This window comes from Yersinia sp. LJYL362 (assembly GCF_048323875.1).
The window spans coordinates 1-11,246 of sequence record NZ_JBLWEX010000131.1 but is presented as its reverse complement, the minus strand read 5'-3'; the positions used below and the strand labels follow the sequence as shown (position 1 = coordinate 11,246).

Genomic DNA, 11,246 nt, shown 5'->3' with positions numbered 1-11,246 from the left:
CTTTATCAAGCCCCAGCCACCAATGCCCTATCTGCATCCCCCACCACAGGTTCTCCGGTTGGCGCGAGAGTGATATCACAATCGTGACCAACCCCACCAATAGGAAAGAGAGCGGTATTGCCAGCCAGCGTAAGTAACGGCGTGGCCCCACCCGCAACAGGTAACATGTCAGGGCGGCGATAAACACCAAGAGCAGCGCCTGATACATCGGCGGGCTAAGCATGGCGGCCAACAGGAAAACGGCATATAGCACCAATTTTCCCATTGGATCGGCCTGTCGCCAGCGGCTTTGATAACTTAGTTTATCAATCCCCAGCATGCTCACCGCGTTTCCCCCGGTAATAGCCCAAGATATAGAAAATCACCGCTGCCCCAATGGAACCTTGCAGGGTAAACAGCAGGCTTTCAATTTCACCACTGGCGGGTTCATATAACGGCGTGAACCACGGCTGATAGTGAGGTGCGGTAGTCTGAATCAGAGTTTCGGCTTCACCATCTGAGCCACCATATTCACCACCGTGATTAATAAAGAACGGCATTATGACCAGAGCGATCACCATCGCCAGCAAAATAAGCGTCTTTTTCATGTTAGTGAGTCCCTGCGTGGATTAACTGACGTTTGGTTAATTGGTCGTAAATCATCACTGTCAGCAAGCCTTCAGCGATGGCTATCGGGATCTGGGTAATGCAGAACACCCCCATAAACTTGATAATCGAACCGCTGACACCAAATTGCGGATCAGGGAAAGCCAGACCAAGCTGTACCGAGGTGACAAAGTAAGTGGTTAAATCTGCGAGCATGGCGCAAAGAAATACCCCGACGTCGCGGCGCAATCCCGCTTTACAGGCCAACTTCCACACCAGATAGCCCACTACTGGCCCAATAACCGCCATTGACATGCCGTTAGCACCCAAGGTTGTCAGGCCGCCATGCGCCAGTAATAACGCCTGGAACAGCAGCACAATGGCCCCCAATACCGCCACCACTACCGGCCCAAACAGAATAACCGCCAGCCCGACGCCGGTCGGATGCGAACAACTGCCGGTCACCGATGGAATTTTCAGTGCCGATAACACGAAAATAAAGGCGCCGCACAGCGCTAACAGGACTTTTTGATTGCTGTCTTCAGCGACAATCTGTTTCAAACGAACCAGCCCCATAAACAAACACGGCAGGAACAGTATCCACCAAGCCAGCGCCCACATCGGCGGCAAAAAACCTTCCATAATGTGCATGGCAAAAACATCATTCGGGGCAATCGTTAGCAGGATTGCCATCGTAACCCCGGTAAACGATAGTTTTTTTAACTGTCTTTCCATTTCCATGAGTGACTCCTATAATGTTGAGTATCTAAATAAAATTAGATAACTATTTGTTTTTAAATAACTCGTTGCTGTTTATTGACTAAAATGGTCGAGAAGTAGGGCAATGGCTGGTCAGCGGCAAGGGTATCCAACTGACGCCAGCACACCTCGCCGGGTAATGAAGCTTCAGACATCAACAGCGCATGCGGGAACAGATTTAACCGGCCCAATAACGCCTGAATTTGTGCAAAACGGCCATATACTTTCATCAGCACTACGCAGTCGTGATCGCGCAAAGCGCGTTCCAGCTCGGCTTCTGGGGCAGTGCAAGACATAACCGCCAGCGATTGTTGCTCCATCGCCAAGGGCAATGCGGCACGTGAGGCAATGGCGGCAAAGGAAGTGACTCCGGGGACAATTTCCAACCAATCTGGCCGACCAATACGTTCTAGCAAAAATACCCATGTGCTAAATAACATAGCGTCGCCGAGGGTGATAAAACCCACCTGACGACCCTGCGCAACTTCCGCTTGCAGCTGTTGTGCCACCTCATCCCACACCGCCTGCTTTTCGCTGTCATCGGCGCTCATCGGGAAATGGCAGGTGCGGATTTCGGTGTTAGGTGATAAATATTCGCGCACAATTGACAGCGCCAGACTGTCACCACCTTTACGCCCTGCCGGGGCATACAACACATCCAGTTTGGCTATCAGCCGTGCCGCCCGTACGGTGATTAAATCGCTGGCTCCAGGGCCAACACCCAATGCATAAAGTCTGCCGCTCATTACGCTGCCTCCTGCTGTTTTTGCTGCAATGCACTCGCCAGATGCTGAACAAACATCTGGCGAATCAATGGATTCTCTCCCAATCCTTGCAGCCATGATTGCGCACTGATACCCGCAGCTTCCAGTTGTGAACGCCATGAATCCGGCTCTTCAGAAGCCATGTCATTGATGGCATGATCACCGGCCACCAGCATCAATGGCATCAGATGTACTTTGCGCACCCCCTGCTGCTGTAAGCGGCTAATGATGTGGCCGATTTCCGGATAACTTTCCACCGCACCAACCAAAGCAGGGAAGTTGAGAGAAGTCATTAAATGGTCAAGGCAGGCATAAGCAGAAAAGGCGAAGTGACTGGCCCCGTGGCCCATAAATACCACCCGCTCATCCGCCGCCAACGGAGGCATTTGTGCTTGCAGTGCCACTAATAATTGCTGGTAATCGGCAAAGCTGCTTAACAGTGGTGTGCCCAATACCAGATGATGAAAACAGTCGCTAAAACCGCGCACTTCAGTAGCGATTTTTTCGTATTCATCGCCATTAATCACATGCAGTGATTGAATAGCCACATCTTGATAACCCTGTTCAGCCAGGTGTTTCAGTGCTTCTCGCGGGTTATTGATCAACAAACCATCGCGTTTACGTAGCTTGCGAATGATCATTTCTGAGGTAAAGGCGCGGAACACATCGCGATCGCTATAAGCCGTCGATAGCTGTTGCTCACAAGCTTCAATGTTCTTTTGGCGGGTGTGTTCATAACTGGTACCGAAACTGATCACCAACAGTGCTTTTTTCATTTTGTTGTCCTCGTTGTTCTTGCCAGTGGGCCAGATTGCTGCCAGTGCATCAGATGTCGGGTAAATTCATCCAATGAAGTCACTTGTTGCCCAAGACTGCCCAACACCACGGCGGCCGGACGGTGCACCACAATGCAGGGAATATTCAGTGCCAGACAGGGCGCCACTTTTTCCTGGTAGCCACCTTGTGCGCCAGACTCCTTGGTGATAACCACATCTGGCTGGCAAAACTCATACAGCGCATGATTGAATTGCGCGCTGAATGGCCCACGCAGCGCGATAATATTGTCTACCCCCAACCCCAGAGCCTCACATTGGCTCAGCACTTCAGCCGTTGGCAGCACTCGCGCTAACAAGGTTTTACCGGTCAGCCGCTGTTGATACTCCGCCAACTGCTTGCTGCCGGTGGTCAAGAGCACTCGCGGCCCTAAACCTTGCGCCACGGCGCACGCTGCCGCTGCACTGTCTACTTTGTAGAGCTGCGGATGATGAATAGCGTCAATTTCACTCGGGCGCTGATAACGCGTCAGTACTACATTTGATTGCCCGCAAGCGGTGGCCACATTGTCACTGAGCAGGTCGGCGTAGGGGTGTGAAGCATCAACTACCCACTGCACCTGTCTGGTGATAAGAAAATCGGCCATTTGTGCTGCATCCATCCGCCCGACCAATACCTCGCCGCCAATATCGCCCGCCAGTTGTTTACCCGCATCGGTAGCGACCGACAGGCTGTAGCGCTCGCCAAATTCGTCCAGCAGTTGGCAAATCAGCCGGGCATCACTGGTGCCGCCAAAAATATGAATCGGCGGATGGTCATGGGTCATAATGAATAGCCCGTCATAATGAATTCCCCTTTATAATGAATAGCCCCGTGGCGTTATCATCAGTCCATTGCGGCAATAAGTGGCCTGATTGCCAACAATCACCAAACTGGTCATATCCACCGGTTCAAAATCCATTTCACCTATTGTGGTTAGCCATTTTTCCTGTTTTTTGCGCCCTGCCGCCTTCACCACACCCACTGGCGTTGCGGCTTTCTTCCACGGCTGCATCAGCTCGAACGCCCGTGCTAAATGCCCTTCGCGGCCACGGCTGCGCGGGTTATAGAAGCAGATAACAAACTCGGCTTGTGCCGCTGCGATAATGCGTTTTTCAATCACTTCCCACGGCGTCATCAAATCACTCAGGCTGATATGACAAAAGTCATGCATCAGCGGTGCGCCGAGCAGTGAGGCCGCCGCGATACTGGCGGTAATACCGGCTACCAACCGGACTTCTAACTCCAACTGTTGCTGTGTGACCAGCTCCAACACCAAACCCGCCATGCCGTAAATACCGGCATCGCCACTGCTGATAAGCGCCACGTTATGACCGGCCAGGGCCAGGTCAATCGCCGCCTGACAGCGCTCAATCTCTTTACACATGCCAGTTTTAATCACCTGTTTATCCAGGGTCATGGATTTGACCAGATGGGTATAGGTTTTGTAACCGACAATAATTTCTGCTTCGCGAATAGCGGCGATAGCGTCCTGCGTCATCATTGATTCACTGCCTGGCCCAATGCCAATTACGGTTAACATTAATGCGATACTCCCAGAGTGATGGTGACGCCCTGCTGACGCAGAGTATTGCCAACCAATTTACCGTCGCTCATCAGCCAGGCGACCGGTTGTGAAACGCTACCGACACCCACCGTTTGGCGGACAAAATCAGAAGCAGGGAAACGTTGTTCATGGCGGCTCAGTTCGCCGACGCTGAACAGTTCGAACGGGACTCGCCAGCATTTAGCCAATTGATGCAGCGCCGGTTCATCTTTTTTTATTGTGACGCTGCCAATCGCTCGTAATGCCATGATATCAAAATGATTTTCGGCCATTTGCTGTTGCAGCAATTCAACCAGCGTTTGCAGAGAGGTGGCACGGCGGCAACCAATACCCGCCACTACCCGGCGTGGCACCAGCTTATAAACTGGCAACGTCGCCAGTTGATCAGCGGGCAGCGGCAGAGTGTCGCGCAACGTGATGCACACTAAGGCGTCTAATGGGGGGCGTTGCTCCAAACTAAGTTGATCCAAACTAAGTTGATCCAAACAATCAACCGGCACGAACCCCCGCGTGTCACAGCGCTCACGTTCCGCCAACAGCGGAGTGTCCCACCACAGCCCGACTTTCTGGTTACTGACCAACATTTGATTGACCACTTTGACCGCGTGGCGGAAATCTTGCATTTCGGCATCCAGCTGGGTTGCCAGTGTGTCCAGCGCCGCCATCTCGTTAACATCGGTGGCAGTGGTTATCACCGGGTCAGCCCCCAAAATGCCAGCAAGGTAACGGGTTAGGGTATTCGCTCCTCCCACATGCCCCGACAGCAAACTGACGACGTGTTGCCCGCGCTCATCAATCACCACCACCGCAGGGTCGGTCATTTTGTCGTTTACCAGCGGCGCGATAACCCGCACCGTTAGGCCAATAGCTCCGACCACCACCAGTGCTGAATACTGTTTAAATGCTTCACGAAGGGTGTCGCCAAAACTGCCGTTAAAGGGCAAAAAACCCTCTTCCAGTAATTTGTCACTGGTAAAACAGGTCAGCGGCAAGTGAGTTTGCAGGCGTCGCGCCAGCCGCACACCACCGGGTGTCAGGCAAAATACCGCGATTGATTCAGGCTTGACGATATTCATGGCTAAACCCCGCGTCATAGAGTTTGGAATAGTGGTATTCATCACCGAGGAATGCCCCCACCAAAATCAGAGCCGTTTTATGAATAGCGGCCGCGCGAACCAACTCGGCGATATCCGCCAGTGTGCCGCGGACTGTGCGGCTCTCAGCCCAAGTCGCTTTGTATACCACTGCGACTGGCGTATCCGCGGGATAACCACCGGCGATTAAGCGATCGGCCACTCGGTCCATTTCCTGTACTGACAAGAAAATAGCCATTGAAGTTTGATGAGCGGCAAAAGCTTCCAGTTGTTCCAGTGGCGGCATCGGAGTGCGCCCCTCGATACGAGTGATAATTAAGCTTTGTGCCACTTCAGGTACGGTGTATTCCACCCCCAGTTGTGCCGCTGCGCCCAAGAAAGCACTGACACCGGGTACTGACACAAAGCCGATGCCGTGTTCGCCCAAGACTTCGCCCTGTTCACGAATAGAGCCATACAAAGAGAGATCACCGGTTTGTAACCGCACCACCAGCTTGCCCGCCCGCACACCCTCCACCATCAGTGTGATGATTTGTTCCAAATTTAATCCCGCGCTGTCGTGACATTCAGCCTCGGCAGAGCAATATTCCAACAGCTCAGTATTGATAAGTGATCCAGCATAGATAACCACCTGTGCCTGTTGCAGCAAGCGGTAACCTTTTAGTGTGATCAGCTCTTTGTCACCCGGCCCAGCACCAACAAACCAGACTTTTTGCGTATCCCAGGTTGGTATAACAGGGGGGGGTGTAACAGATGCTGATACGGCATTAGGATGCTCAGACATTGCTCGCCTCCTTGTGGCAGGAAATAAGATAAGTAGGATTATTCGGTTTAAAATAGTGCCCGCTACCCAGAGGGGTCAGAGTGGAGAGTTGCAATTGCACACAATCCAGCTCGCTAACGACGCAGGTCTGTAAATGGCTTAATGCTTCATTGAGGTTATTGAGCAAAATAAAGGTCAATACCAGGCGGCCACCGGGATTTAACATCATCAATGACCAGTCGATAAGGTCGGTCAGATGACCGCCACTGCCACCAATAAAAATGGCATCGGCTTTATCGGATAAAGGTAAAGGAGCGACTCCGGCAATAATGTCTACCTTGCGACACCCTAGCCGCTGGCGATTTTCATTAATCAACTCAAGTGCTACCGGATTCCGTTCAATCGCCGTCACCCGTAAATCAGGAAAACGCAAAGCCGCTTCCAATGCCACACTGCCAGTACCCGCCCCCACATCAATCAAGTGAGTCGCATCTGACAAACTCAGCCGTTCCAGTGCCAATACTCGCACCGCTTCTTTGGTCATCGGGACTTTTTGCCCACGTAGGAACAGCTCATCTTTCATTGAGGATCACCACCACATTCATGTCATAGCGGGCAGCCACTTGCTCTGCTGGCAGGCGATAAATTCGTTCGTTGGGTTGCGAGAGGTTTTCACCAATAATCAAGGTACGAGACAGACCACGTTGCTGTAGCGCATCAGCAATAGCTCTTGGGCCAATAATGCCGTCGGTCACCATCGCCACTTTGTCGTGCTGGAAGATCCAGTCAAAATCGGGTTCACGACCATGACTGCTGGTAAGAAAGAGGTCGTTCATATCCAGTGCAGCTTTGGCGCACAAATATTGAATTGCGCTAATGCCGGGAACGATATGCAACTCCTCAGCGCTGAAGTTTGCTGCCAGCAATTTGCCGATGCCATACAGCAAAGGATCTCCCGAGGCCAGCACCACAATGGCGCGATGCTTATTGCTATCCAGCCACTCCAATAGCCCTAATAGATCAGCATCCAACAAGCGCGACTCTTTACTATCGCAGTTCAATGTCTCCAGATGGCGCTTACCGCCAACCAGAACTTCGGCGCGTTCGATAGCCCGTCGAGCTGCGGGTGTCAGATAATCAACATCACCAGGGCCAATCCCCACCACCGTAATCATCGTAACGCCTCCACAATCTCATCCAGTGGCCGGTTGCTACCCAGCACCTGATTATCAAAAGAGAATAAAATGGCGTCGCACTGTGGTGGATTAACCGAGAAACGCATCATCTCAGCGATGCGCTCGCAGATACGCTCGCAGATACGCGAATAGACGCCCTGCCAACCCTGCTCGGCAATTAACTCCATTGCCGCTTCCGTGGTATCACACTGATTAACTTCAAGTAATAGCGCATGGGGTGCACCCATTAAGGCCAAATGCGCCACCAGCGTCTCCATACGTCCATCAGCAATATGGCTGTGGGTATGGAAGATACCGGCGGCCACTTTGACCAATTTGCCCGGATGCCCCACTAACAAAACGCGGCGGAACCCCAAGCGCACGGTTTCTTGCAGCATATAGCCGACAAAATTACTCATGGTGACCACCCGTTGGCTATCCAGCCCCAGGTGGTCGCGGACAAAGCGCTCGCCGTGATTACCCGGCACCAAAATGACGCGATCTTCACCGGCTGCCCGCTTCATTTCCAGCTCCAGCGCCAGTGAGCGTTTCCAGCTCTCTTCTGACATTGGCGTCACAATACCGGTGGTACCGATGATGGAAATCCCGCCCAGAATCCCTAGCCGCCCGTTGTAGGTTTTCTTCGCTCGTTCCTCGCCTTCCGGCGCAAAGATTTCGACTTCTGCGCCACGCAATGGGCCGATGACTTCACGCACTGCGGCTTCGATGGTTTGGCGCGGAGTGCGGTTAATGGCGCTGCTGCCGACCGGCAACCCAATTCCTTTGCGGGTAACAGTTCCCACACCTTCGCCGCCTCGCAGAGTAATGTCGGTCTGTTCGGTGAGGGTCACGCGGGCAAAAATCAGCATGCCGTGGGTAGCATCAACATCATCGCCGCCATCTTTGCGGATTGCGGCGGTGGCTTGCTGACCTTCAATCAACGGCTGCTCAACATTCAGACACAAAGTGATGCCGGAAGGCGTCACAATAGAAATTTGATCAATCACTTGCTGACGCAACACCATCAGCGCCGCCACTTTGGCCGCCGCCGTGGCACAGGAACCGGTGGTATAGCCTTTACGGTACTGCTTGCCGTTGTGCCAAATGCTGTCTAATTGCTGGTTTTGCAGCGCAATATCATCATTTATAGGGCTATCACTGGCCAGACCGTCGCTCATAGCGCCCCCCGTAGTTGCGTCCTTTGTAACTGATAGAGGATGGCGTTGATAATGGCTGCCGCCACGTTACTGCCCCCTTTGCGCCCCAGCGCGGCAATACACGGCAAACCACTTGCCACCAACGCATCTTTGGATTCCGCCGCACCAACAAACCCCACCGGCACGCCGATGACCGCCACCGGGGACGCTTGCCGTTCTAACAAACGGAATAACGCCGTCGGTGCATTGCCGAACACAAACAGTTTTTCGCCCGGCTCCGCCAAAGCTACATCTACCGCGGCCATCGAGCGGGTAATTCCCTGTACCGGCGCACTCTCTACCACGCGCGGATCACTGATATAGCAGCGACACTCGCATCCCATCTGCTTTAACAGTGTTTTGTTAATACCCGACATCGCCATTGTCGTGTCGGTATACAGCGTGCATCCTCGACGTAAACCCTCAGCAATACGGGTCAGCACATCCGGTGAAAAATGCAGAATATCCAGCCAGTCAAAATCCGCTGTAGTGTGGATAACCCGCTTGACAACCGCTTCATGCATCGCACTGGCAAACCGAGTCTCTGGCCGCTCAGCGGCGATAATATCGCCAATGATAACGAAGCTATTTTTCTCGATTTCCTGCGGGTTTTTTATATAGTTCATGGGGTTATCCTTGTTAAATACCGACCAACAGCAGATGGGTCAGAGCGAACAATAAAAGGGCCAATAGCGACGCCATCATCATCAAATGAATGCTGCGTGGAATATCACTCAGAGCGATTTCACGCCGCTCATCGCCAATCCACGGCTTCTCCACCCGCTCACCAAAGTAATCATTCGGGCCACCCAAGCGGATGCCCAACGCTCCCGCCACCGTGGCTTCCGACCAGGCGCAGTTCGGGCTGGAGTGTTGATAACGGTCGCGCCAACCAATGCGCAACGCCTGACGATAATCAGCCTGAATCAACCAGGCTGCGATGCTGAGTAACAGCCAACTGAGGCGTGCAGGAAGCCAATTGGCGACATCATCTATACGGGCAGAGACATAGCCAATTGCACGATATTTCGGCGTTTTATATCCCACCATCGAATCAAGGGTATTTACCGCTTTATAAGCCATTGCCAGCGGAGCCCCCCCCAGCATCAGGAAAAACAGCGGAGCAATCACGCCATCGACACTGTTCTCGGCCACGGTCTCTACCACCGCACGGGTGATTTGTGGTTTCTCCAATTGCGAAGTATCACGCCCAACAATCCATGACAGCTTTTCACGACTTTGCGCCAGGGTTCCGTGTTGTAGCGCATCAAAAACCGCTAATGCCGCGTCACTCAAGCAGCGTCCGGCCAGTAAGGTGTAAATCATCCACACTTGTGCTAACCAGCCGAGCCACGGATTAATCTCTGTCATCAGCCATAAAAACCCCCAGCTGACGAGCCAGGTGATCCCCACCACCAGTAACCACAGCACCGCACCACCCCATTTGAGTGCCCGCTCGCTATGACACACGGCGCGAATGGCTCTCTGCAACAGCGTGATCAGATTACCCATCCAGCGCACCGGATGCGGCCAACGTGGCGGGTCGCCGAGCCAATGGTCCAACAGGAAAGCAACAAACCACGCGCTCAGGGTCATAGCACACTCCGGGCAGCAGTCAGCCAGCCATCCAATAATCCGGGGCGCTGAGCAAAGTGAATATGCAGATAACTGGCCTGAGTCCGTTGCACTTGATAGCCACTGTGCCAACGCTGAATAACTTCGCCATCGCGCCATTTACTGCTATCAAAAACGGGTGTCAGTGGGCTGGTAAAATCGGAATAATGGAACTCATGACCGCGTAGAATTTCGCCAGACGCGGCTAGTAATGTGTCGCTGCGGGCCTCGGCCTGACAGTAACCGAAGCGAGTCAGGCGTTTTCCCATCCGGCTTTCTCCGGCCAAAACTCCCACCATCCGATGGCGCTGTCCGCTTTCATCCGTCAGAGCATCCCCCAAATACATCAAGCCGCCACATTCGGCATACATCGGGATTTGCTGCCGGTGGGCTTGCTGTAGCGCCGCATGTATCGCGGTATTTTCTGCCAGTGCACTGGCGTGAATTTCGGGATAACCGCCGCCCAGATAAATCATCTGACAAGCCGGCAGATGGCGATCATGCAGCGGGCTGAAACGCTGGATGCGCACGCCAGCTTGCTCCAGCAAATCAAGGTTATCGGGATAGTAAAAATTAAAAGCTTCATCTTCGGCTAAGGCCAATGTCAGCCCGTCGGCCAAAACTTGAGAAGGCAATGCGGGTGGGGTTCCAACAGGGCGTTGGGTGCTTGAAGTCAGGGTCAACAAGCGGTCCAGATCGATAAAGGCTTCAACCTGCTGGGCCAATTGTTGCCAGCGTGGCGAGTTATCAGGTTGTTTGGATAGTGCACCGCCTCGCTCTTGTGCCGGAATCAGCCCCAAATGGCGTGATGGCAAGGCAACATCGTCCATGACCGGCAAGCGGCCCAAAACCGGAATGCCGCAATAACGTTCGATAGCATGGCGAATAAGTTGATAGTGATTTTCTGAATTGACGC

Annotated in this window: 15 protein-coding genes; all 15 read right to left on the bottom strand. The window is 53.0% G+C overall.

What is annotated here, in order from left to right:
- Window positions 1-319: CbiQ family ECF transporter T component (locus ACNSO8_RS05985; protein ID WP_418394107.1), on the bottom strand; the 319-nt coding region annotated here is incomplete at its 3' end.
- Complete coding sequence (locus tag ACNSO8_RS05980; protein ID WP_004699340.1) at window positions 306-587, bottom strand: energy-coupling factor ABC transporter substrate-binding protein; 282 nt, start codon at window positions 585-587, stop codon at window positions 306-308. The genes ACNSO8_RS05985 and ACNSO8_RS05980, both read right to left, overlap by 14 nt.
- A 1-nt stretch (window position 588) precedes the next feature.
- Window positions 589-1,326: a cobalt ECF transporter S component CbiM gene (gene cbiM, locus ACNSO8_RS05975; protein WP_019080972.1), complete on the bottom strand. Its 738-nt coding sequence runs from the start codon at window positions 1,324-1,326 to the stop codon at window positions 589-591.
- A 53-nt stretch (window positions 1,327-1,379) separates the two neighbouring features.
- Window positions 1,380-2,090 carry a cobalt-factor II C(20)-methyltransferase gene (locus ACNSO8_RS05970; RefSeq protein WP_019080973.1) on the bottom strand — a complete coding sequence of 237 codons (711 nt, stop codon included), beginning with the start codon at window positions 2,088-2,090 and terminating at the stop codon, window positions 1,380-1,382.
- Window positions 2,090-2,884: a sirohydrochlorin cobaltochelatase gene (cbiK, locus tag ACNSO8_RS05965; RefSeq protein ID WP_019082793.1), complete on the bottom strand. Its 795-nt coding sequence runs from the start codon at window positions 2,882-2,884 to the stop codon at window positions 2,090-2,092. Before cbiK ends, ACNSO8_RS05970 begins: the two co-directional genes overlap by 1 nt.
- Window positions 2,881-3,708: a cobalt-precorrin-6A reductase gene (locus ACNSO8_RS05960; RefSeq protein ID WP_418394106.1), complete on the bottom strand. Its 828-nt coding sequence runs from the start codon at window positions 3,706-3,708 to the stop codon at window positions 2,881-2,883. The genes cbiK and ACNSO8_RS05960 overlap by 4 nt, the downstream gene beginning before the upstream one ends.
- Before the next feature lie 30 nt (window positions 3,709-3,738).
- Window positions 3,739-4,464 carry a precorrin-3B C(17)-methyltransferase gene (locus ACNSO8_RS05955; RefSeq protein ID WP_418394105.1) on the bottom strand — a complete coding sequence of 242 codons (726 nt, stop codon included), beginning with the start codon at window positions 4,462-4,464 and terminating at the stop codon, window positions 3,739-3,741.
- Window positions 4,464-5,564 carry a cobalt-precorrin 5A hydrolase gene (gene cbiG, locus ACNSO8_RS05950; RefSeq protein WP_019080977.1) on the bottom strand — a complete coding sequence of 367 codons (1,101 nt, stop codon included), beginning with the start codon at window positions 5,562-5,564 and terminating at the stop codon, window positions 4,464-4,466. The genes ACNSO8_RS05955 and cbiG overlap by 1 nt, the downstream gene beginning before the upstream one ends.
- Window positions 5,545-6,366, bottom strand: coding sequence for a cobalt-precorrin-4 methyltransferase (locus ACNSO8_RS05945; RefSeq protein WP_019080978.1), 822 nt, complete (start codon window positions 6,364-6,366; stop codon window positions 5,545-5,547). Before ACNSO8_RS05945 ends, cbiG begins: the two co-directional genes overlap by 20 nt.
- On the bottom strand, window positions 6,359-6,928 hold the full coding sequence (locus ACNSO8_RS05940; RefSeq protein WP_050160010.1) for a decarboxylating cobalt-precorrin-6B (C(15))-methyltransferase: 570 nt from the start codon (window positions 6,926-6,928) through the stop codon (window positions 6,359-6,361). The genes ACNSO8_RS05945 and ACNSO8_RS05940 overlap by 8 nt, the downstream gene beginning before the upstream one ends.
- Window positions 6,918-7,520, bottom strand: coding sequence for a cobalt-precorrin-7 (C(5))-methyltransferase (locus ACNSO8_RS05935; RefSeq protein ID WP_019082789.1), 603 nt, complete (start codon window positions 7,518-7,520; stop codon window positions 6,918-6,920). The genes ACNSO8_RS05940 and ACNSO8_RS05935 overlap by 11 nt, the downstream gene beginning before the upstream one ends.
- Complete coding sequence (gene cbiD / locus ACNSO8_RS05930; protein WP_019080981.1) at window positions 7,517-8,698, bottom strand: cobalt-precorrin-5B (C(1))-methyltransferase CbiD; 1,182 nt, start codon at window positions 8,696-8,698, stop codon at window positions 7,517-7,519. Before cbiD ends, ACNSO8_RS05935 begins: the two co-directional genes overlap by 4 nt.
- Window positions 8,695-9,342 carry a cobalt-precorrin-8 methylmutase gene (locus ACNSO8_RS05925; RefSeq protein ID WP_019082788.1) on the bottom strand — a complete coding sequence of 216 codons (648 nt, stop codon included), beginning with the start codon at window positions 9,340-9,342 and terminating at the stop codon, window positions 8,695-8,697. The genes cbiD and ACNSO8_RS05925 overlap by 4 nt, the downstream gene beginning before the upstream one ends.
- A 13-nt stretch (window positions 9,343-9,355) precedes the next feature.
- Complete coding sequence (gene cbiB / locus ACNSO8_RS05920) at window positions 9,356-10,312, bottom strand: adenosylcobinamide-phosphate synthase CbiB (RefSeq protein WP_418394104.1); 957 nt, start codon at window positions 10,310-10,312, stop codon at window positions 9,356-9,358.
- The coding region (locus ACNSO8_RS05915; protein ID WP_418394103.1) for a cobyrinate a,c-diamide synthase at window positions 10,309-11,246 on the bottom strand (938 nt) is incomplete at its 5' end. The genes ACNSO8_RS05915 and cbiB, both read right to left, overlap by 4 nt.